This window comes from Bradyrhizobium genomosp. III (genome assembly GCF_000261705.1).
In the GTDB taxonomy this organism is placed as follows: domain Bacteria; phylum Pseudomonadota; class Alphaproteobacteria; order Rhizobiales; family Xanthobacteraceae; genus Bradyrhizobium; species Bradyrhizobium ottawaense.
Map to the genome: position 1 here is coordinate 1 of NZ_AJQF01000512.1, position 21,661 is coordinate 21,661.

Sequence of the window (21,661 nt, forward strand, 5' to 3'; positions counted from 1 at the left end):
CGACGCTCTGAACCGTATCGGAAGATGCCAGATCGAAGACGGGCGCGCCGGGGCCGCTCAGAGACGCCGTAATAGCGCTTGCAATCGCTGTAATGACCGCGCCCGTCTCCACGCCGACGGCCGACACCTGAGCGACGGTGCTTTGGACCTGGATGGCTGCCGCGAGCACCGCGGTCGCGGTGGCATCGTTGTTTACCGCATCGGGCACCGGGTCGAACGACCTCAGGTCGACACCTCCGGTGAGATCGAGGTTGAAAGCCGCCGCCACGGCGCTCATGGCCTGGTCCGCCGTCAGCGGATGCTCATCGTTTGCCGTGCTGTCGACCAGTGCGGCGATCAGCGTCGTCAGCGGAGTGATGACGGTGGAGCCCTCCGGCGCCCTCAGCACGCCGGCGACCTGCAATCCCGTCGAGATATCGACGCCGCCGATACTCACGAGCGGACCGGAGCCGCCCGCCAACGTAAAACTGCCGTCAGCCCGTGTCGTCGTGTGCGCCTCGCCTGCGTCGAGTATTCCGTTGTTGTTGGCGTCAGCAAATACGGTTGCGCCGCCGATATAGCCGTCGATATCCAGCGCGTTGATCTCGTTGGCACCGGACGTCACGGTCAGCGCGAGCTCGGCCGAGCTCACCGCCTGATGAACGCCGTCGTCGGAGATGGCGGTGACCTGCAGGGTGAACGGATCCGCGCTGCCGACGGCATGGTTCGGGATCAGGACGACGTTCTGGATTGAGTCGCCCGTCACGAGCCAGGCGCCGTCCCCGATCGCTGCGCCGTTCTGGACCGTAAAGCTCGACGGCACCCCCTCGATCTTCACCGACAAGGTGCTGCCCAGATCGACCTTGTCGGCCGCTATGTGAAGCGTGATGTTTCCGTCGGCGGCGCCCGACGAGTCCTGTACGCTCAGATTCGGTGCGTCCTGCGCGCCATGGATATCGAAGCTGATATTCTTGGTCGTGCCGTCGACGGACGTGACCGTGAAAGTCTCCGTCTTGGTGTCATTGGCGCCGAGATACTGAATAGCGGCGTTGTCGACCGAATAGGTGTAGTGGCCGTCGGCCAGCAGCGTCACCGTGCCGAGGTTGCCTTGTGCCGTGATCTCGCTGGCCTGGAACGCGGCCTGGTTCTGGTCGGCATCGACGATGGACAGCTGCCCGGACGCTGTCAGTTGGCCGTCCTCGGTGACCTCGTGATCCCCGACATTGCCAATGGTCGCGCCGTCATTCTCGCCGTGGATCGTGAACGTGACGTCCTTGGAGGTGCCATCCTGAGAGGTGACCCGGAACGTATCGATCTTGGTTTCGCCGGCTCCGAGATATTGCGCGGCGTTGTTGGCGACAGCGTAGGTGTAGCCGCCGTTGGCCGAGAGGTTCAGCGTGCCGAGATTGCCCGGCCCTGTGAGCACGCCGGCCTGGAATGACGACTGGCCCGCATCCGGGTCGCTGACCGAGATGCTGCCCACCGCGGTCAGATTCCCGGCGTTGTTCGCCGCAAGGTCTTCCGTCACGTCCGCAATGGTGGGATCGCCGATCGTCGCCGCGTGATTGCCGCCGGCCGGGCCATGAACGGTGAAGCTGACCTGCTTGGTGGTGCCATCGACAGCGGTCACGGTGAAGGTGTCGACCTTGACGGCGCCGGCCGCCAGATTGTGCGCAGCACTTTCGGCCACGACGTAGACATAGCTGCCGTCGCCCGACAGCAGCAGGAAGCCCAGATTGCCGGCAGCGGAGCCAACGGCCGGCTTGAACGCCGCCTCGCCCTGATCAACATCCGTGATGCCGATGCTGCCGGACGCGGTGAGCACGAGCGCCGACGGATTGTCGTAGACGTCGTGAACCGTGGGTGTGCCGATCACCGCTGCGTCATTGACGCCCTTGATGACGAAAGAGACCTGCTTGGCCGTGCCGTCGAACGACTTGACGGTGAAGGTTTCGACCTTGGTGTCCCCCGCACCGAGATATTGCACGGCGCTGTTGGCGACCGAATAGCTGTAGGTGCCGTTGGCATTCAGCGTCAGTGCGCCCAGATTGCCCTGCCCCGTGATCACGCCGGCCTGGAACGTGGACTGGTTCTGGTCGGCATCCGAGATCGAGATCGTGCCTGACACCGACAGCGTCGGCGCGCTGGCGTCTTCGGTGACGGTGGTGAAGGCGGGCGCACCGACCACGGCGGCGTCGTTGGTGCCGTGAACCGTGAAGGAGACCTGCTTGGCCGTGCCGTCCAGCGCGCTGACCGTAAACGTCTCGACCCTGGTCTCGCCGGCGCCGAGATATTGAACGGCACTGTTGGCGATCGAATAGGTGTAGCTGCCGTCGGCCTTCAGGGACAGGGTGCCGAAATTGCCCAAGGCGGATACCACGGTGGTCTTGAACGCCGATTCGCCCTGATCGACGTCGGAGATCGCGATCGTTCCAGTGAGCTTCAGGGTCGGATTGCGGGAATCCTCGGTGACATCGGCAGCCGAGGGTGTGCCGATGATTGCGGCATCGTTGGCGCCCTGGATCGTGACGGTCGCCGTCGCCGTCGATGTCAGGCCGGCGCTGTTGGTTACGGTGTAGGTGAAGGTCTCGGTCGCGGACTGGCCGGCGCGCAGCGACTGGAACGCAGAACCCGGGGTATAGGCGATGTTGTGGCCGTCGGCGGCGATGCTGACCGTCCCCAAAATTCCCTGTGTATTGACGGAGGTGACGCGCAGCGTCCCGCCCGCGGGGTTGGTGTCATTGGCGAGCACGTTGATCGCGGTGACGCCGGCATCCTCGCCGATCGTGACGGCGTCGGCATTGGCGACCGGTTTTTGCACGAGCGAAACCTGGAAGACGGCGTCGTTGTAGTCGGCGTCGCCCGGCGCGGTGTAGCTGCCGTTGGACCTGCGCGTCGCGGCGGTATCCTCCCAGGCGATGGTGCCGGTCGCGCCGTCGGCAGTGTCGCCGGCGAGCTTGGCTGCCGTCTGCTGGCTGCCCGTGACCGACGAGGCATAATCGACGCCGCCCGCGTTCTTGGAGGTCTCGGTAAACAACGCATTGGCGCCGGCGCCCGTGAGCAGATCGGGCTTGCCGGCAACGTAGATGACGTTGCCGTTGGCATCGACATCGGCGACCGCCCAGGTGCCGTCCGAAAGCTTGATGACCTTGATGGCGCCGGTGAGATCGTTGGCATCGTTGCGGCCCTGCGCCGCACCATCCGGAATGAGGAAGAACTGGATCTTGCCGAGATCGGCGGTGTTCACCGCGAAGTCGACATGGGAGACACCGGGAGTGAGGGCGCCAGCCCCTTGCGAATCCGCATTTGCAAACAGGATTCCGCCGAGCCCCGTTGAGCTGTTGTACCAACCAAAGGTGTTGCGAAAGGCCGCGGACTCCGAGACAAAACTGGCGCGCAAAATCGTCTGGTCGCTCATGGCGAGCCCCCCTTTAACATTCTGATGCTCAAAGTTCGCCGTCAGCCCAACGGCGCGAGTTGGAAATGAAATGGTCTTGTTATGGTTGTATTGGGTATCGATTCGACGAGGCGTCGTTGCCTGACGGCGAACGGCGAAGTCCTGTCACGGAGCGACGAAGGACTTCTGATAATTGCAAATTGTTTCCATTGTTGCGTGACTGCGTCAAGGCAGCACAGCTGCTAACCTTAAGCGCGGCGTGAATTGAACAGCGCAGCCGAGAGAGCATGTGTCCCGGCTTTGCGATTGCGCCCGAATTCGGCAGACCATGGGATCGAAACTTTGCCGAACTGCAGCACAATACGGGATGGAATGAAGCGATCGCCTTGCCTCCCCGGCTGGCCTTGACCAGATCGCTTAAGCTGCCGAGAAAATGGATTGCGACCGTTGATAGCGCGGCTGAACAATTCGCGCCGCGCCTGGGGACACGAACTGCGACATTCTGACGCGCCCAAATATCCCTGCTGCAGCTCGATATCGGGAGCCGAAAGCCGACACCGAAATCCGACTGACTCAAGCAAAGCAATGTCATCTCAATTCCTGGTGCAGCAAATATTCCTCGTCCATGGAATAGCGCCGGCACATCTGGACGCATGACCCGAATGGGTCATTCCGGTCCGGGCGCCGCCGCCTTCCGCAGCCATCCGCTAGACTTTCGTCAAGTGCGATTTTTCAGGAAAAACAGGCAAGGGGGCTTGCTTCGAGCCGCCTCCTCACGAAGCATCGCCGGTCGGGGAAACGCGTTGGAGGGCCTCAGATGTCGGGGACTTTCTGCCCGGCATGCAGCAAGAATGCATGCCGGGCTGCAACGAAATGCGCGGGGCTGGGCGAAGGGGACCGCGCTTGAAAGCCGACAAAATCGACGGTGCAGGACTGTCGAGGGTCCTCAATCGACTTGGCGAGGCCGCCGTGAATCCGGAAGCATGGCGCGACATCATGGATGACATCTGCAGGGCGGTGGGCGCGTCGGCGGCCATACTCCTTCAAAGTGACGTCAGGACTCCCGACGTTCCACGCACGGCATCGATCGCCGAGGCCACCGATCTCTACTTCAGGAACAACTGGCACTTAAGAGACCCGCGCGCCAAGGCTTTTCCGCGCATGATGGCGGGCGAGGTCGTGACCGACCTCGATATGATGACCCCGGAGCAGATTCGCGCCGATCCCATGTACAACGAGGTGCTGTTCCCGTTCGGATACCGGTGGTTCGCCGGCATCGGCTTCTGGGCCGACAGCGCAGCGTGGGCATTGACGATCCAGCGAACCGGCCACGAAGGCGCATTCGAGGCACCCGACAAGCAACTGCTTGCCCAATTGGCGCCGCGCCTGACCGAGACCGCCACGCTCGCGACGGTGATGGGAAGGGTCGCGCTCACCTCGATGACCGATGTGCTCGACAGGGTCCAACAGCCCGCATTGATCCTCAATCGGGAAGGAATGGTCCTGCGCACCAACACGGCAGCCGAAACTGGATTCGACAACGAGATCCGCATCAGGGAGCGGCGCCTCGTTGTTCACGACAAGCAGGCGATGACAAGGCTCGATCAGCTGATCAGCATGATCCGATCGACGCCGGATGCTGCCGCCATGCCCGCCTCTCCAATCCTTGTCCGCCGGACGGCAAAGCCACCGGTCGTCTTGCGGATCCTGCCGGTGGACGGCGCGGCGCGCTCCGTCTTCCTCGGCGCTCGCGCCATGCTGATCCTGTCCAACCTCATCCCGCGCGCCGCGCCGGACCCTGCCCTCATCGGCCAGGCCTTCGACCTCACGCCGGCGGAATCGCGACTGGCCGCGCTGCTTGCAACCGGCACATCGCTCGCCAGCGCGTCCGAGCACCTGCGCATCTCGCGCGAAACCGCCCGCAACCACCTCAAGTCGATCTTCTCGAAGACGGGCGCGCACCGCCAGTCGGAGCTTGTCAGTCTGGTTTCGCAACTTGGTTGATTTGCATCGTCCAGCTCGGGGACCGGGACCGGGGTCCCCGAACCGCACGATTGCGCGCTGCGCACGATGGAGCGGGCGCTGACCATAACGAACGGGTCATTCCCTGCGAACAGGGAAATTTACAGGGAAAACGCCCACCGCAGGACCCGCCTTGGCAACGAGAGTTGGCGGGAACCACTTGAAAATCCGTAGAAATCCCGAGCGTCGCGGTCGCATCGGAACAGGGAATTTTTCGCTGGCAAACAGGGACTCTCCTGGCCGTGAGCACGGAAAAATATCCGGCGGACTTCAGTGGCGCGCCTGTCGGACACTGGCAACGCGGCTACAGTGACAAGGTGACCCCGATCATCGACCGGTTTTGCACGGTGCATGCCAAAGCTGACTTTCGGCTCCTGGCCTATGCTCAATCTGCCCGCTGCGGCTGCGTGCTGTGACCTTCGAAATGGCTCCGTACATCAGCAACACGGCGGAACGCCAGATGGCGACTGAACCGTACGATTCCCGTTGCTGAGACATTCGGCCTCTCGCTGCGAAGAAACGCGATCCTTCACCTCCTAGTGATCTCTCAGAGCGGCTTCGAGGTCTGCCGGAACTTTTCCGTGCCGATGCGTCAAAAGCCATATTCCGCCGATGGAATGGTCGCTGTTGCATTCCTGGCTGCAGGCTTCGGCGACGCCGCGATGACATCCGCCTTCGGCCGTACTAATCCGTCTGCGAGGCCAAACACCTGGTACACTCGGTGGGATTGCCTATCCACGAACCAGCAATTGATGACGGGATTCCGGCCGCCGGCCCATCCGAGCTCGCGCAGTCCTCGGCGGAACGCCTCCAAGGGGCGCCAGCCAACGGTGCCCCAGGCAGCCGGCGGGACGCGCACGCCTGCAGCCAGAGCAACAGTCGGCTGCAGCCGGGGCGTGATCTTGACCAAGTTCAGCAGCGTCGCTGCCACGATCATCATGAGGACTCCACCAACGCTGAGCGTGATCTGCATCGCAAGCCCTTCCGATATGTCGAGCAGCGCCAGGAGGCTAGCGAGCGTCAGCAGGACGCCGAGGCAGAAGATTGGCAACGAGTGCTTGCCACAGAGGATGGCGCCGCGCATCACCGCACTCGTCAATGCTTGCCGATTGGGCGGCACGAACCATACCGCCACAACCGCTAGAGCCAAGAAATGCAATAGACGCAACGGATCGAGATTGGATTTGTCTAGCGGGTAAGCCAATTTGGTCAGCCCCTGCGGGATCAACGCTTCCAACGGCTTGATTCTCCAGCTCAATGCGATGACGAGGCTGAAGATCAGATAGAGAGCGGCGGGCACGAGCACCGTGCGAGACGTTAGCCAGGGGCGCACTCTTTCGCCCTCGATTATCATCCACGCACCAAGAACCGCCAATAGCTGCCAGGCCAGTGGATTGAAAGCCCAATGGCCGCTCGGCCACGCCGGCATGGACCAGCCGAACATTTGCACCAGCGCATAAAGCGCCAGCGAGGCGCCAAGCGTCACGTTCGGCATTCGGAGCAGCAACCACAGCAACGGCGCGAAAAAGAGGTGGAGAAGCACGAAGATCGGCAATACGTCGGTATTGACCGGACGGTATTGCAGAATCGCTGCGTGGGCGAGCGCCGAGCCCGGCTGATCCAACAGAATGCGCGTATTGCTCTCATCAGCAAGACGGTCCCCGCCTGCGAGGTGAACCAAGATGGCGCAGGCGAGCGTCAGCAGCAGAAATGCGACATAGATGTCCCAACTTCGCCGCAGGGTCCGGCGGATCACGCTGGTCCACCCCTCGCAACTCCGTACTTTGCCGTAGGCTAGCGCGCAGGTGACTCCCGAGACGAACATGAACACTTCCGCGGCATCGCTGAAGCCGTAGTTCCGTAGCGTCAGCCAACTTCCAATGTTATTGGGGACATGATCAAGAAAGATGCACCAGAGCGCGATGCCGCGGCAGGCATCAATGCGAGGGTCGCGGCTGTTGACTTTGAGCTCCGGCGGAGCGCCCGCAAATAGCTTCGGAGATGCGGTCCGATCCTGCATTGGCTTGCCTCGTCCAGGGTACGCGCAGGCTTCGAGAGGAACTGAATGTAACAAAAAGCACGCTGCGGGATTCTGACAGCGACGCAGTCCAGAATTGCTTCACACCGACCCGGCCACAACAGCAACTGCGACAATGACGATATGGCCGGGCTGCGCAAAACCCTCTGGTGGAATGGCTGACTGTCGTCATCATCGTGCAAGCGCCGCAGCCTGTAAATCGGCCGGAGGTCGGTACAGAGAGGTGCCTAGGTCCTATGACCAAGGTACCGTCCGTCCTGCCGTCCGTTTGACCTTGGTCAGACATATGATGAGCAATTCATCGCTCGCATTAGAAGGGGCCCGCGAGCTGCGCGCTTCACGTAGTCCGCTCCCTTCTTACCTGACGGCGAACCGCCGGCCGGAGCCGAGATAGAAGATGGACGATTTCGAAGGTGGGTATATGATTTCCTATTGATCTCCGGGCGGCCAGAAGACGGAGACCTTTTCTATGAAGGTGCTTGTTGTTGACGATCACACATTGATTCGGGCCGCGCTGCACGCTGTCCTGAAGCAACTAAAGCGAGAAGCCGTTATATTCGAAGCTTCGAGCGGCCGAGAGGCCATGCACATCGTCGAGGAGCATCCCGACATCAGCCTCATTCTGCTTGATATCAATTTGCCTGATCGCGACGGCTTCTCCGTCCTTTGCGAACTGCGCGATCGCTATGCGAGGACTGCCGTCGTCATTCTCTCGTCCTCCGATGATCAAGACACAGTCAGGCGCGCCTTCAAATTCGGCGCGCTGGGTTTCATTCCGAAAACCACGGAACGCGAGGTGATGCTCAAGGCTATTGAATTGGTGTTCTCCGGCGGAGTTTACATCCCGTTGGAGATACTGGAGAAGACAGCGGGCCCACGGCATGCAAACAAGCCAATGGCGCCCGACTCGCTCAAGGGGCTCGGGTTGACCGATCGGCAGATTGAAGTACTTGCGCTCCTGATGAAGGGGAAGAGCAATAAGGTCATTGCCAGGATGCTCAATATGGCAGTGCCTACTGTGAAGAATCACATCACGGTCGTTCTCAAGGCGCTCGGCGTAGCGACGCGCACCGAGGCCATCATAAAGGTCGGAAAAATGGGCTGGGAGTGGCCGAAATCTGGATCATGAAACTGCCCCAGCGTCTCTCCCACCATCGTGATCCCTAAACAGCTTGTGCATGACAGCGCGGAGCTGCATTGGGTCGACAGGCTTATGCAGCAAAACGTATCCTCTATCCTTGGCGTCCCGCAGTGGCTCAGCTGCCGTATCGCCGCTGATGAGAATGGCAGGGAATGACGAGCCAAACGCCGCATTGATTTGTTCAATTGCCCTGATTCCGGTCTTCCCGCGTGCGAGATGATAGTCCGAGATTATGAGGTCGGGGCGTTGTTCGCGCTCAGCAAGTCGAACCAGTGCGGCTTCGTCGGATCCGGCGGCAAGAACCGAACATCCCCATTTGCTGAGCAATCCGCCCGTTCCCTCCTGCACGATGGGAGTATCGGCAATAACAAGAATTGCCTTGCCGTCGACTGCAAAAGCGCCGGGGTGTGGTAAGTCGGCGGGCGCTGCGGCTCTGACGCATTCGTCGACCTTCGGAACCAGAATCGTGAATCGCGAACCGCGACCCACAGTCGAAGCGAGCTCAATGGGATGGTTGAGAAGCAAGCGAAGCCTGTCGACAATGGCAAGGCCGAGCCCCAGGCCGCCGGACCGGTTCTGCTCCGGAGCAGGAACTTGAAAAAACTCGCCAAAGATATTCTGCTTTTGATCCTCGGGAATGCCGGGACCGGTATCGTATACTTCGATGCGCAGCATTTCACCGCGCCGACGGCATCCGACCAGGATCCCGCCCTTTAACGTATAGCGCACAGCATTGGATACCAGATTCAGCAATATGCGTTCGAGCAGCATGGCGTCGCTCCGTACCCAGGCGTCACTTGGCCTGACCCGTAAGCGCACGCCTTTTTCTCGCGTCGCCTGATCAAACGCCGTCTCGCTTTTTTGCAACAGGCGTCCGATCGGGAATTCGGTAATGTAAGGGATGAGCATCCCGGCATCGAGTCTCGAAATGTCCAGCAGCGAATTGAACATTTCATCCATTTCCTTGCGCGTTGCGTCGACCCGCTCGATCGTCTTTGCCCTCTCCCCTGGTTCGAGCGGCGTGCGCAGCTGGGCAACAAACAGCCCTAATGCATGTAACGGTTGCCGCAAATCATGGCTTGCCATGGCAAAAAAGCGTGACTTTGCGGCACTGGCGAGCTCCAGCTCTTGCGTTCGCTCTGCGACCTTCTGCTCGAGTTCGACGCGCGCGCGGCGCAGACGCTCCTCCGCTTTCTTGCGCACCTCGACATCGGCGCTCAGCAACAAGCTTGGAACGGTAATGCTGATCAAGAACATCAACACCAGCAGGAACGATGCGTTAAGGTCCGTAGTTGCGAACGGGCCGCCGCCCGTGAGCGTGCCCCAGATCGTGATGCCCGCAAGCATCAGGGCGACCGTCGCGGTATCGCGTGGACCGCGGCGCAGCGCCGCCCACAACATCGGCAAGATCGCCAGAAAACCCAGTGGATCTCGGCCGGGCGTTTGCTCGATCAAAGGGCTGAAAGCAATGAGTCCAACAACCGCCGCTGTCGTGAGGACGCCAACCGTCTCCTGAAGCGCATGGCGTTCGAAGTCATGATCGCGGCTTGATGCCCAAAGCACGATAACGGGAGTAATGACCAGTGCGCCTGTCACGTCTCCCAGCCACCAGGTGATCCACGCGTCCGCGAAACTTTTCTGTTCGATGTACCCGAAGATTGTCAGACTGGTCAGTCCAATGCTGGCGCTGATCGGCGTCGCGATGACGACGCAGATCACCGCAAACTTTGCGACAGAATCGGGGGTTGAAAACGTGTTACATCCGCTCGACCACCGATTAATGAGGTAAGCGCCTACAATCGCTTCAAGAGCGTTGCCGGCCGCAATCGCGATTGCGGTAGCAACCGAGCCCGCCGTCGTCGCATTTGCAATCAACGCTGCCGCAAAAATTGCTGGCCAGGTCCGATATCCCCCCAACAGCACCGCCGCCAGCGCGACACCTGTCGGCGGCCAAATTGGCGTTGAACTGGGATGAATGGACGCGAGAGCAAGCCCACCTTTGGCCAAGACGAGATAGATGGCGCCGATTGCGACCAGACAACCGACGTAGCTGACAACTCGGCTAGAATTTGTCTCGGGAGCTAATGATCGAGGATTGGACATCGTCCACGTCCTGGACTAGGCAAATGCTTCGTCTATCGAAACTGACTTTTGATCTCTGGATCTAACATCGCTAGATGGATACTGGCAGATGCACTCAGGTCCAATTGATCACAGCAGTTTGCTGGCGGACTAAGAGACGGCACGTGATCGAGCTGGCCGACTTGCTGTTCAATCCCCGCCGATTGCGTTAGAACCAGTGGGACGAACAGGGCACCGTTGCACCCCGAGGAATTCGCGCCATCTCGTGTTCACCCCGAGCTTTTGGGGGATGCATCGTACGACGAAGATAGGCGCTCCGAAAGCCGGATCTGGACCTGGACCAGGTCGCTGTGCGCGACAAAGGCCTATCTCTCGTTGGAGTCTCGGGACTGAACCACTTGCACGATAGCTTGCTGCGACGTGACGAGGAAGCGGAAGCTTCGCAGAAGCATCTCCATGACCGATGAGGCGACGAGTCCGTTGCGTGGGCCGTGGCGTTTGCGATGGGCGGTGCAAATCGGCCTTGATCGAACAACCGTAAAGAAGCCTGTGATCGAGTGACATCGTTCGACGACTTGCGCGGCGGTCATCAAGTTTGAAGCGCTGCGTCCTTTGTTCGCTATCGCTGACAAAACGGCGCACTCACTTCACCGCATTCAAGCATCTTTGAAAAAGCAGCACTGGCGTGCTCACGCCGCCAGCGGGCGGCAATTAATCACTTGCGTGGGCATCCGAAGACGAATGCGCCGTACTACACGGCCTTCGTCCGGATTGATCAAAGCGAATTGGCGGGCATACCGAAGATTCGCCGGTGTCCCGGCATGCCGGCGATCGTCTTGCTCGCGACCGCTCACCGGGCCGCGTTCGAGTCCACCGTCGGCCGCTCGCATGTCATTCGATCAATCATTCCGACACAAATGACGTGTGAAACGCTTGATAGCCTCTTGCTCTTAAGCGCCAGCCGCACGTTTCGGCGCGCAGTGAGATTACGCCGCTGTAATAGCGACATACCGGCTCGGTCAAGGGATGGCGTGAGAAATCGGATTACTCCTGAGAATATGAAGTCTCGAGATTTCATCGATTTTGGCGTAGGCCGCTCTACAGCCCAAAGCCTCGGCCAATCTCCCGCATCAGCCTGAGCGCGGCGTCAGTATGGCGGCCAATAGAACAGCGCGCGATCAAGCTGCGAAAAGATGCCCATTCCAAATAGCGCGATAGCAACGCCTCTAAGCATGGTTGGGGAAAGCCGGCCAATAGAACGCAGTTGATGGTTCGCCACCGTTGAAGGCCATTGCTGCACATGAGGAGGAATTCCGCTCGATGGGGCCCGATATCGCCGAGCAAGAAAAGAAGCAATGATGTAACGTCTCGACTGGCCCAAAGGCGACGATCGCGATGGCGTCCCGCCGATCAGCAGCCAAGGCCACACCGGAGCTGGTGGCCCACGCGGCCGGATCCACGCGAATGACCCATAGGTAGCCGCCACGCGTGATCAGGCGCACGCGGTCGCCATCGCGCTCCAGTCGGAGCCGATAACCGTCGTATTTTACTTCGTGGAGCCAATCGGGGCCGACCGGGACCGCAATGCCCTTCGTCGGCAGGCAAAACTCAAATGAACGCATGCGGGAAGAATAGGCATTCTCGGCTGATTTGCGAGAGGCGGCCCGAGGGCAAGTTCGCAATCAAGTTCATGGCTTGGGCGGCATGGGAGCGATGTCGGTACCACCGCTGTCGGCAATAACTTGCTCCACTGCCGATGCGAGCACATCAAGGTTAGGAGAGGCGCTGCATCCGGTCCATGAATCGATCAAGACGCTGCGCAAGCTGCGCCAGACGCTCGGGCCGGACGTGTTTGCGGCGCAGTACCAGCAGGCGCCGGTGCCGGCCGGCGGCGCCATGATCAAGCGCGATTGGCTGCGATATTACGACGAAGCCCCCTCAAGAGATGTGCTGGGCTGCCGCGTCATCCAGAGTTGGGATACGGCCGCCAAAAATGGCGCGCAGAACGACTGGTCTGTCTGTACGACGTGGCTGGTCATTGACGGGAATTACTACCTGCTCGACCTTGTGCGCGGTCGGTTCGAATATCCCGCCCTCCGCGACACCGCACTCCAGCTCGCCAAGCGCTTCAAGCCGCACGAGATCCTGGTCGAAGAGGCCTCGACCGGAATTGCCCTGGCGCAGGAACTCCGAGACCAGGGCGACTGCTTCGTCAACCCTATCAAAATCAATCATGATAAGGTTGGTCGGCTCTACGTCCAGCAGAGCAAATTTGCCGCCGGACGCGTACTGTTTCCGAGAAATGCGTCGTTCCTGGCCGAGCTCGAGATGGAGCTACTGACCTTTCCGCAGGGCCGCCACGACGACCAGGTCGACAGCATCAGCCAGGCGCTGGCCTACGAGGACAACGGCTACGATTACACGCTGAGTTGGGTCTGATGAGGCCGCGAGCTTCTCCATCACCCTCATGCAGCCCGAGCCGCAGGTGGTCGAGCCGAGTTCGCGACGGGTCCAGACGTGAACATCAAAACGATCGTCGGGGGCGCTCAGCGCCCCCTTCGGCGAAGGGCGTCGACGTGGTGGCATTTGTCGCGGTCGCCAGGCGCTCGGCGGTGAAGCCGTGAAGCTGTTAGTGGAATAGTTATGGGTACCAGGGCGCAGTTCGGGCCCCAAGCAGCCCCACGCGCTAAGCTCCGCCAGACTTACGTGGCCCTGAGGAGCTTCGCCGCAGCTGTGGACCAATGCAGTCAATTTCCCGAACGAAGCCAAGTGCTCGCGCGTCAACCTTCCGTGGTGCCTAGCGAGCGAAGCGCCCGCCGCTGTTGCGCCAAAGCGTACCGCTCATAGCGCTCAAGCGCTTTGAGGCGTTTGAGGCCTGCCGGAATGGGGTCGGCCAAAAGCCCGGCCAACATGTCCTGCCGCAAACGGCGGAGCCGCAGCAGCGCGAGCTTGGACCGCGCCAGCGCCAGCGCCGAGGCCGGGGTGACCCCATGCCCGAGCCCAGAAGCAATCGCGACTGCAAAATTCGCGGTCTCCGCCGGATCGCCGATCGCGCTCCGCGCCAAGCCATGGCGCAGCGCATTTTGGCTGGACCTTGTCTTTCCACCCGCCGATTTCGGTCCGGTGCTGCGTGTGGCATTGCGGCGATTGGCTTCGATTTGTCGAACTGACGCCATGTCCCAGGTCCTCGGTTTTGGCTGATCATAGCCATTGGAAAGATGGCTACAACGCATTGAAAAATAAAGGGTTTTCAGGCCCAAAGAACAGCAAATTCGCTACAGAAAGGACTGGCATTCCCGCGCAAAAGGAGCGTTAATCACAAGACCGGCCGGGGGCTCTTGGCCCCGGTCTCTCCCCTCGCAGTGGCGGGGCTTTTGGTGGTGCGGCGGCAAGCCGCGTAACCCAGGAGAGACCGGTGACCACGATTGCAACCGACGGCGCCGCGGCGCCCCGTTCCGTCATCACATTCAACCGCCACGACCGCCGCGCCTTCATCGGCGGCTCGGACGCCCGCATCATCATGGGCGATGATCAGGACGAACTGCTGCGCCTGTGGCAGGAAAAACGCGGCGAGAGCGCGCCGCAAGATTTGTCCCGCAACCTGATCGTTCAGCTTGGCATCGCCACCGAAGACCTCAACCGCAGCTGGTACCAGGACGCCACGGGTCACACGATCACCGACGTCCAGAAGCGGGTGCGGCACCCCGTCCATACCTGGATGGCGGCCACGCTGGACGGCATCGTCGCGCCGACCGGCGCGGTGTTCGAGGCCAAGTTCATGCTGCCCTGGGCTTTTACCGAGGAGGCGGCGGCCGACAAGCACATGGCGCAGCTGCAACACAACATGTGGGTGGTCGCGGCGCGCGCGGCCGTGCTCTCGATCATCACCGGCGGCGGCAAATGGGTCGAGATCACCGTCCATGCCGACCCGCTCTACCAGCATCTGCTGCTGACCGCGGAAAAGAAGTTCTGGCGCTGCGTGCAGTGCGGCGAGCCCCCGCTGCTGTTTGGCATCGACACCCCGCGGCCGCGGCTCGCCGCCGTCAAGGTGGTCGACATGACGGCCTCCAATCTCTGGGCCGCATGCGCGGCGACCTATTTGCGCACCCGCGAGGCCCATGGCGAGCACGAACTGGCCAAGAGCGAGCTCAAGAAGCTGCTGCCTGAGGATGCGAAGGAAGCGTTCGGCCACGGCATTCGCGCCAAGCGCTCCGGGGCCATCAGCTTTGATCCGGTTGAGATGGAGGCCGTCCATGCACCAGGCCAGTGAGCATATCGGGGCGATCGCGGCGGCGCTGGCCCGCGCCCAAGCCGAACTGACCAACCCGGAAAAGACCCTGACCGCTCAGATCCGCTCGCCGTTCCTGCGCGATGACGACCGCACCTTTCGCTACGCCTCGCTGGCGAGCGGCCTCGACATCGTGCGCAAGACGCTGAGCCAGCAGGAGATCGCCGCCATCCAGACCACCCGGGTCGAGGCAACCTCCGGCCACATCCATCTCACCACCCTGCTCGCCCATTCCTCCGGCGAATGGATCTCCTCGGACTGGCCGGTCTGCGCCGCACGGGACATCGAGGCCCCGCATCGGATGGGCGCGGCGCTCACCTACGCGCGACGCTACGCCCTGTTCGCGCTGGTCGGGATTGCCGGCGAGGATGATCTAGACGCCCCGGATACGGCCGCGGGTTCCCCCGCACCACCTAACCTCAAGGCCTCGCCCGGCAAGGGCGCTCTCAACCGTGCCCCGGTGCTGCGGCCGGGGGAGTCCGCCGCACTCCGGGAGCAGCTGTTGCGCCAGCTCGAAGCGCTGCCCGCCAGCACCGATCTGCTCAGCTGGGCCATGGCGAGCCTCCCGCTCAAGAACAGCCTGCAGGAGCCGGATGCCCGGCGCGTCGAGGCAGCTTATCAGGCCAAGCTTGAGGACGCTGGCCGTGCTCAGGCGGAGCAGGCGGCCGACTTGGCTGGCATGCCAAACCTGCCCGCAGCGCCTGCTGCTGACGCCGAGGCCGCGCTGCAACCCGCGCTCCCCGAGGCCGGGCTCGCCTATCCCAAGGAGCCGCCGCGCAAACGCAGCAAGGCGCACCTGTTGTTTGTTAGGGGGCAGCCCTGCCTGGCGTGCCGGCAAACCCCGTGCGATGCGCATCATCTGAAATTCGCTCAAGCCCGGGCGCTCGGCCGTAAGGTCAGCGATGAGTTCACTGTCCCCCTGTGCCGCGCGCATCACCAGGAGCTGCATCAGCACGGCAACGAACGGGCGTGGTGGGCGAACCTGCAGATCGCGCCGTTGCCGGTGGCACAGGAGCTGTGGGCGGCGAGCCCCGTCCACGATCCTGCCAACGTCGCCGCCGCGCCTGTGGCTATCAGCTTTGGGTCGGAGGCCGCCCGATGAACGGCCTGTTCCCAACCGGGCGCGCGCTAGCCATAACGGCGTTGCCGGCCGAGTTTGAGTCGTTGGCGCCCCCGCCCCTGCTGCTGCCGGGCGAACAGCTCGAACACTACCAGGCGCTCCGGCAGGCGATCTTTGCCGACCTCGCGCCGCGGTCTGCCATCGAGTGGCTGCTCGCCATTGACGTCGCCGAGCTGTCCTGGGACATCCAGCGCTACCGCATGTTGCGGCATAAATTGCTCGAGGCCTATCGCCACAAGGCGGTTGAGGCGGCGCTGCGGCGCATCGACATGGTTGGAATTGATCCCGAGTTCGAAGCGGAGGCCGAGACCTACACGCTACAAAATGCACTGAGCTGGCGGATGGATCCCGTCGCTGCGTCCGAGATCGAGGCGCGGCTCGCGGCCTATGGCTTTGACCAACACGCCATCACCACCGAAGTCTACGTTCAGGCGCGCGAGGTCCTGGTCTTGTTCGAGGGGCTGCTCAACGCAGCACAAACCAAGCGCATGCTGCTCCTTCGCGAAATCAGGAATCAGCGCCTCCTCAGTGGACCGCTGCGCCGGCCGCGTTGAAGAATAGCTTTGGTCATGGAGCACGTGCCCCTATTCAGATTTACGCTCAAGGACAATTTCAGTCGGATCGCACTTTGAACGGCGCCGAACCCGTGTGAGACCGGATTCTTCGCAATCCCTCATGTACGGATGGGCCCGTGGCTGCCCTTCGCTCACAGGACTGCGATGTAGCTTTCGGAACTGAGCCGAACATCGCAATTCGAGAGCCAGGGGCAGCCTTTCACCGGTCCATGATGTCGGTATCACCGCTGTCGGCAATAACTTGCTCCACTGTTGATGCGACACGTCAAGGTGTTCAGCCCATCTGACAACAACTCGCGCTTTTTGAGATCAGTCGCCAGGTTGCGAATAAGGGCGCACTCAGCGGCGTCTCGGCGAAGCTTCTCGGACTGGACCTGCCTGTCTTTCATAGCAGTCGCCAAGTTCCTGGTTGGAACATTACAAATATCTGTTCCCGGTCACAAGTGAACACAGCGGTATCGCCGACTGGGACTAGCCTCCAATTGCATGGCGCTCCTCAGCGCCAGCCGTCGGACCGCCTTGGCCCCGCACTGTCCCCTCCAGCCCCTAGGGGCCAAGGCTGGCCCGAGGGGCTTTGCAGCATTAAGAGCACGGGGGATTGTTTCGCGATCAGCCGATGCAACAGTGAGACGCCTTTGGTCAGCCGGCTAGTACTACGTTTTAGCAGCCTGACCATTTCCAGCCCTCAACGCATTAGCTCGTAGTGTGGCAACGGCTTTTCGAGCCGCTTCGCTCCGTAGTTTTGCTGCGGCGTTTGCTGCACGTGTGACCGCAGCCTTCTTCCCGGCGTCTTTCATGTAGGCGTTGGTGCGTTTTCCTTTCACTTCCTGCCTAGTGAGCAGGTTGCGCCTTCAGCGCAGCAAGCGAAAAAAGACCAACGATGGTGATTGCACAGCCACGCGAGATTGTCTGGATCATTATTCGACGCCTCATGCCGCCCCCCGCCGGTGGCGCAAGAACGGTCAGCTCTTCTAGCGCGAACTCATCTTTGCAGTGATCGCATCGGGTGGCTTTGAGCATGCGTGCATTTGCATTCAGTTGTGGCGGAATTCGGTAGGTTCTTACTCCCTGCGCTAAGGCGCGCGCCTCCAGTTAGACGATGGTCTGGGCTTTGGATTAGTTGCGGAACGCGGCGAAGCAAAGTCGCGGGCGTTGCAGATTTACCACCCAAATAAGCATTCAAGATACTAAGCTCGTCAATGGAGACGGGCCGAACCATACTTTCATAGCTTACTTTTCATTCGAATAGCGGGGACGGAAAGTGTTTGATGTTTATCGCAATGAGAGGCGCGACTTTCTGGTTCTAAGCGCAGGCTCTGCAATACCCATTGTTTGCTCTCAGAATAAGTGGCGAAAGAGCAGAAAACGAGTTCTCAAAGTCAGCAGCGAGATCAAGTCAGCCGTTCAAAGACAGGGCTATTACCTTCGCAGTTTGCGCATCACCAAGGAGCGGATGATCTAGGTCGAGCGCTAAAGGCTCTGTGGGCGGTTAGGTTTCGCCGCATCATCCAGCTGCGCCAGCCCAGCCTCGATCACGATGATATCTTCCTCGATCTGCTGAATGGTTGTCCGGCAGTCAAAGCCGGTGCGTGCCTTCAGGTCCACGGCCAGCTTCCGGCGCTGTATGCGCAAATCATCGAGAGCTATCCTGTCATTGAGGCGAACGTAACCGTCCACAATAAGCTCGATCGCCTTTGGCATCACCGACCCCAGTCCTAGTCACCCGCAACCATTAGCCCGCGACACTCTTCACAACGGCATCCCTTCGCAGATTGTGGCCGGCAGCCGTCAAATGGGACCCTATGATCAGACCGAGCCGGCTTAACGTCAGAAGGGCAAGAGGGTCGCAGAGTTCGATGGAAAGTCCGGCTCCCAATATCGCAATGGCGCGTTTTTGATCGCTATCGAGATCGGCCCATGAAATGTCCATCACGCGCCTCCGCGCTAAAAGGAGTTATCTAAAACCCAAACGCGTGCCTGATTTGCCGCAGCATATCCGCGGCCGCGTCGGTGTACCGACCGTTAGTTAGATATCGGTCCAGCTGCGCTGTGCTAATCAGCGCCACAACTGCCACCGTGAAGCCCTTAAACATTGGGCCTCTCCTTCAAGAGACCGCCAACAGGGCGGTCGAAGTATTAAACTGGTTCTCGGAATTGCGCTGGCCGCCTGTGGCGACCTAATACAGCAAATGGTGACAGCGACTAGTAACGAGTTCCTTAACGGGCGCAGATATGGATGCGAGCGCCATGGGATGAGCGAAGACGCTGCAAACGGCCGCCGCCCGGTGATGCGCGTGATGGCGGCTCCGAAGGAAGATCGAGCCCCAGCACAAGTTCTGAACACTTGTCACGGTGTGCTTCGGCCCGATATTCGACGTATGCAACTTACCGATATCCACGACCAAGCAATTCAAGCCCGCATGGCGCTCATCGTCGGCGCAAGGACGTTCGACCGTCTCTTCGCAGGCGTGCGGTTCGATAAAGTCGATGGGGACATCCCGTTCGTCTACGCTAAGGATGAGGACACCGCCGCGAAGATCGAGGACGAATTCGCGTTGCACATATCCATCATTGCCTCAAAGATGTTGGAGCGGGAGATCAACATCGTGATGGTATTCCCGAGACAGCTCGTAAGTTGAGCTTACGAGTGAGGCCGGGAGAGCAGCGGTGGACGTGGCAATGTCCGGTCTTCTGCCGCCAGCCGTGGGAATTCGACTGGTGTATGTTCGCTCAGGGGCCGTGAGCAGGAAGTATGCCTTCCTCACTCGATCACTTCGTCGGCGCGGGCGAGGAGCCCTGCCGGCATAGCCACGTCGAGAGCCTTTGCCGTCTTGAGGTTGACTGCCAACCAAAGCTTGCTTGGAAATTCGATGGGAAGATCGCCGGGTTGAGCCCCCCTACGTATCTTGTCCACAAAATAGCCGGCGCGACGATAGCACCAGCGCAAGTCAACGCCATAGCTCACAAGGCCGCCGTGGATGACGTGCTCGCGATAGCCGAAGACCGTTGGCAGCCATTTTTCAAGGGCGATAGCGCCGATCTGTTCGCTCATGTTGAGCAGAAGATTGGTCTGAAGGACGACCGCGACATCGACTCCTTCGCTCGCCAGCGCAGTGAGCGCCTTTGGAACGTCCTGCGCCGTACTGGCATCGGCCTCGACGACGCTGAGGCTCAAAGCAACACAAGCTGCCCTCAAATCCCCGACTTGAGGCGGACCCTTGGGATCGTTCATGTTGGTCAGCAGTCCCACCCGACTTGCTTTTGGCACGATTTCTCGCGCGAGTTCAATTTGCTTGGTCGGCAAACCCGCGATGTATGGCGCAATGCCAGTTACATTTCCTCCCGGGCGAGCTTCGCTGGCAATCAAGCCGAGATGGACCGCATCGGCAAGCGCGGGGCAGACAATCGGTATTGTCGATGTTGCCTTTCGGGCAGCGACGGCTTCCAGTGTTGCAGGCGCAGCGATGACATCGGGCTTGAGCAGAGCCACCATCTCCTCAATCGATGGTACCCGGTCCGGGAAAACGTCCGTTCGCCGAATGATATCGATGTTACGACCTAGCTCGTAGCCGAAGTCAGAAAACCCCTTGACGAAATTGCCGAACACCAATTCCACCATGAATTGGGGCAACTTCATCCCCGGAGGTGGAGCTCCTGCCCATGCGATGACCGGTCGTTTTCGCACAGGCTGCGCGCTGGAGCCCGGACCAAACAGCGCCAAGAACGCCGAGCCCCAGGAAGTCCCGTCGTCGCATGTGCCCCCTCTAATGGCCACGCTATTGAGCCTGAGATTAGCACCTTGCGTCGGACAGTGGAGATTTTTAGCGAGCCCTTTATACTTGAGGCTGCCGAAGTCCGCCTCAGGGTCACAAGTAACGCTCGTTGGCAAGCGCAGCCCTCCCTGCCTTGTCTGCAAGCAGACGCCCTGCGATCCCCACCATCTCAAATTCGCGCAACCGAGTTCTATCGGCCGTAAGGTCAGTGACGAATTTGCGGTGCCCTTGTGCCGCTCGCATCATCAACAGCTGCACCGGCACGGAAACGAAAAAGCGTGGTAGTCGAAACATGCAGATCTCGCCGCTGACCGTTGCAAGCGAGTTGTGGGCAGCGAGCCCAATCCATGAGCATGCCCCGGGCCCGGTCGTTGAGACGACCCCACGATGAATGGTCGTTCCTGGCTCGCAGCCCTCGCAGATCTACGTGGGTGCTTCTGTTCACGACCTCAGCTTCCGTGCTGTGCAGCAGATCCGATGCGTCCGCTTTAGGGCTGGAACGAGATCTTTGAAAATTTGCACACCTAAGTCATATCCGGCACCCGTTGAAACCGGTGAATGGAGAGTCCGTGTCACTGCCCTAGCTGAAGCTGCTTGAGTCCATCCTCGATCACTCGGAGGTCATCAAGTAATGCATCCTGAGAGTCAGCCGGATTAGCGCTTGATGTGGACTGTAGCTGTTCGAGCAATTGGCGGCGAAGGTCTCGCATATTCTCCAACGCTTGCCGGTTCTTCAGACGTACATAAGCCGAAACAATCTCTTCAATGCTTGTTGCCAATGGGTAGATCCAAGAACAAAACTCTAACATTGGTTGTATTGTAACCACTTCGAGATAATGAGCAAGCCGCCGTCATATAGACTTTAGCGACCACCCAAGGTGCCCTTGGGACGGGCCGTGGGGATGTAGGTACTTATGCGTCCTTGATCGCGGCATGCCCGACCTCCTCCGCCTTGCCAACGACAAGGCCAGCTGGCTTCTGCGGCGAGGTAGTCACGCACACTCTCTCGCCGCACACACCACCGGGCTGCCGCATAGAGCGTCACTGCAGAGCGTCTTTTAGCGTTGCAGCATCGATAGAAGCCGCGGCGTGATTGTCACGGACTGCTAGAGTCTGCTCAACAAGTGCAGCCGCGAACCGGCTGTTACTGGAATCGCCGTCCGAAGCCGTCGATCCGGCCTTGGCGGCGAAGGCGACCATGGTATTCGGACTGGCAGCGCCTAGCTGCCGCGCCGAGCGGACCTTC

The 21,661-nt window shown here is 60.6% G+C and carries 17 protein-coding genes; 9 read left to right on the forward strand and 8 right to left on the reverse strand.

Annotated features, from left to right (window positions below; all coding sequences use genetic code 11):
• Nucleotides 1–3,397, reverse strand: a 3,397-nt coding sequence (locus IC66_RS0139695; RefSeq protein WP_038951179.1) for a VCBS domain-containing protein, incomplete at its 3' end; no start/stop codon positions are given.
• 882 nt (nt 3,398–4,279) lie between these two features.
• On the opposite strand from IC66_RS0139695, the gene IC66_RS0139700 reads away from it, so the two are divergent.
• Together IC66_RS0139700 and IC66_RS46845 are read left to right on the forward strand one after the other, a co-directional pair.
• Complete coding sequence (locus IC66_RS0139700) at nt 4,280–5,380, forward strand: helix-turn-helix transcriptional regulator (RefSeq protein WP_038951180.1); 1,101 nt, start codon at nt 4,280–4,282, stop codon at nt 5,378–5,380.
• Nucleotides 5,381–5,640: 260 nt separating this feature from the next.
• Entirely contained in the window at nt 5,641–5,814 is a 174-nt protein-coding gene (locus IC66_RS46845; RefSeq protein ID WP_157158179.1) for a hypothetical protein, read from the forward strand.
• 176 nt (nt 5,815–5,990) lie between these two features.
• Here the strand turns inward: IC66_RS46845 and opgC are convergent, their stop codons facing one another.
• On the reverse strand, nt 5,991–7,418 hold the full coding sequence (opgC, locus tag IC66_RS0139710) for an OpgC domain-containing protein (RefSeq protein WP_038951181.1): 1,428 nt from the start codon (nt 7,416–7,418) through the stop codon (nt 5,991–5,993).
• A 487-nt stretch (nt 7,419–7,905) separates the two neighbouring features.
• Between opgC and IC66_RS0139715 the strand changes: the two genes are divergently transcribed.
• The gene (locus tag IC66_RS0139715) at nt 7,906–8,565 is read left to right on the forward strand and encodes a response regulator (protein ID WP_028144290.1); all 660 of its coding nucleotides are present in this window, start codon (nt 7,906–7,908) and stop codon (nt 8,563–8,565) included.
• Here the strand turns inward: IC66_RS0139715 and IC66_RS0139720 are convergent.
• Together IC66_RS0139720 and IC66_RS49325 are read right to left on the reverse strand one after the other, a co-directional pair.
• Nucleotides 8,560–10,680, reverse strand: coding sequence for an MASE1 domain-containing protein (locus tag IC66_RS0139720; protein ID WP_193375327.1), 2,121 nt, complete (start codon nt 10,678–10,680; stop codon nt 8,560–8,562). The genes IC66_RS0139715 and IC66_RS0139720 overlap by 6 nt on opposite strands.
• Before the next feature lie 1,205 nt (nt 10,681–11,885).
• Nucleotides 11,886–12,281 (reverse strand): hypothetical protein, encoded by a 396-nt coding sequence (locus IC66_RS49325; protein ID WP_390887149.1) that lies wholly within the window; start codon nt 12,279–12,281, stop codon nt 11,886–11,888.
• Between the two features lie 91 nt (nt 12,282–12,372).
• On the opposite strand from IC66_RS49325, the gene terL reads away from it, so the two are divergent.
• Nucleotides 12,373–13,098 carry a phage terminase large subunit gene (gene terL, locus IC66_RS0139730; RefSeq protein WP_050995697.1) on the forward strand — a complete coding sequence of 242 codons (726 nt, stop codon included), beginning with the start codon at nt 12,373–12,375 and terminating at the stop codon, nt 13,096–13,098.
• A 341-nt stretch (nt 13,099–13,439) separates the two neighbouring features.
• Here terL and IC66_RS0139735 read toward each other — a convergent pair whose 3' ends face one another.
• The gene (locus tag IC66_RS0139735; protein ID WP_244429236.1) at nt 13,440–13,919 is read right to left on the reverse strand and encodes a hypothetical protein; all 480 of its coding nucleotides are present in this window, start codon (nt 13,917–13,919) and stop codon (nt 13,440–13,442) included.
• 164 nt (nt 13,920–14,083) lie between these two features.
• Between IC66_RS0139735 and IC66_RS0139740 the strand changes: the two genes are divergently transcribed.
• Genes IC66_RS0139740 through IC66_RS0139750 form a run of 3 tightly spaced genes read left to right on the forward strand, consistent with a single transcriptional unit; the run spans nt 14,084 to nt 16,621 of the window.
• The gene (locus IC66_RS0139740) at nt 14,084–14,929 is read left to right on the forward strand and encodes a YqaJ viral recombinase family protein (protein WP_440588123.1); all 846 of its coding nucleotides are present in this window, start codon (nt 14,084–14,086) and stop codon (nt 14,927–14,929) included.
• Nucleotides 14,913–16,049 (forward strand): ERF family protein, encoded by a 1,137-nt coding sequence (locus IC66_RS0139745; RefSeq protein ID WP_038951187.1) that lies wholly within the window; start codon nt 14,913–14,915, stop codon nt 16,047–16,049. Before IC66_RS0139740 ends, IC66_RS0139745 begins: the two co-directional genes overlap by 17 nt.
• Nucleotides 16,046–16,621, forward strand: coding sequence for a hypothetical protein (locus IC66_RS0139750; RefSeq protein ID WP_038951188.1), 576 nt, complete (start codon nt 16,046–16,048; stop codon nt 16,619–16,621). Before IC66_RS0139745 ends, IC66_RS0139750 begins: the two co-directional genes overlap by 4 nt.
• 1,491 nt (nt 16,622–18,112) lie before the next feature.
• Here IC66_RS0139750 and IC66_RS0139755 read toward each other — a convergent pair.
• Nucleotides 18,113–18,343, reverse strand: a complete 231-nt coding sequence (locus IC66_RS0139755; RefSeq protein ID WP_028144296.1) for a hypothetical protein — start codon at nt 18,341–18,343, stop codon at nt 18,113–18,115.
• 551 nt (nt 18,344–18,894) lie between these two features.
• On the opposite strand from IC66_RS0139755, the gene IC66_RS0139770 reads away from it, so the two are divergent.
• Entirely contained in the window at nt 18,895–19,281 is a 387-nt protein-coding gene (locus IC66_RS0139770; protein WP_244429237.1) for a hypothetical protein, read from the forward strand.
• Between the two features lie 122 nt (nt 19,282–19,403).
• On the opposite strand, the gene IC66_RS0139775 is transcribed toward IC66_RS0139770, so the two are convergent.
• Nucleotides 19,404–20,279, reverse strand: coding sequence for an ABC transporter substrate-binding protein (locus IC66_RS0139775; protein WP_244429238.1), 876 nt, complete (start codon nt 20,277–20,279; stop codon nt 19,404–19,406).
• 130 nt (nt 20,280–20,409) lie between these two features.
• Here IC66_RS0139775 and IC66_RS49330 point away from each other — a divergent pair, with 130 nt between their 5' ends.
• Entirely contained in the window at nt 20,410–20,700 is a 291-nt protein-coding gene (locus tag IC66_RS49330) for a DUF968 domain-containing protein (RefSeq protein ID WP_440588124.1), read from the forward strand.
• A 756-nt stretch (nt 20,701–21,456) separates the two neighbouring features.
• Here IC66_RS49330 and IC66_RS48040 read toward each other — a convergent pair.
• Nucleotides 21,457–21,661: hypothetical protein (locus IC66_RS48040; RefSeq protein WP_210161491.1), on the reverse strand; the 205-nt coding region annotated here is incomplete at its 5' end.

Bases quoted from the DNA above. Each gene is read 5' to 3' on its own strand.
- opgC (WP_038951181.1), bottom strand. From the start codon at position 7,418: ATGCAGGATCGGACCGCATCTCCGAAGCTATTTGCGGGCGCTCCGCCG.
- IC66_RS0139715 (WP_028144290.1), top strand. From the start codon at position 7,906: ATGAAGGTGCTTGTTGTTGACGATCACACATTGATTCGGGCCGCGCTG.
- IC66_RS0139720 (WP_193375327.1), bottom strand. From the start codon at position 10,680: ATGTCCAATCCTCGATCATTAGCTCCCGAGACAAATTCTAGCCGAGTT.
- IC66_RS49325 (WP_390887149.1), bottom strand. From the start codon at position 12,281: ATGCGTTCATTTGAGTTTTGCCTGCCGACGAAGGGCATTGCGGTCCCG.
- terL (WP_050995697.1), top strand. From the start codon at position 12,373: ATGTCGGTACCACCGCTGTCGGCAATAACTTGCTCCACTGCCGATGCG.
- IC66_RS0139745 (WP_038951187.1), top strand. From the start codon at position 14,913: ATGCACCAGGCCAGTGAGCATATCGGGGCGATCGCGGCGGCGCTGGCC.
- IC66_RS0139750 (WP_038951188.1), top strand. From the start codon at position 16,046: ATGAACGGCCTGTTCCCAACCGGGCGCGCGCTAGCCATAACGGCGTTG.
- IC66_RS0139755 (WP_028144296.1), bottom strand. From the start codon at position 18,343: ATGCCAAAGGCGATCGAGCTTATTGTGGACGGTTACGTTCGCCTCAAT.
- IC66_RS0139770 (WP_244429237.1), top strand. From the start codon at position 18,895: ATGAGCGAAGACGCTGCAAACGGCCGCCGCCCGGTGATGCGCGTGATG.
- IC66_RS0139775 (WP_244429238.1), bottom strand. From the start codon at position 20,279: ATGAAGTTGCCCCAATTCATGGTGGAATTGGTGTTCGGCAATTTCGTC.
- IC66_RS49330 (WP_440588124.1), top strand. From the start codon at position 20,410: ATGGCCACGCTATTGAGCCTGAGATTAGCACCTTGCGTCGGACAGTGG.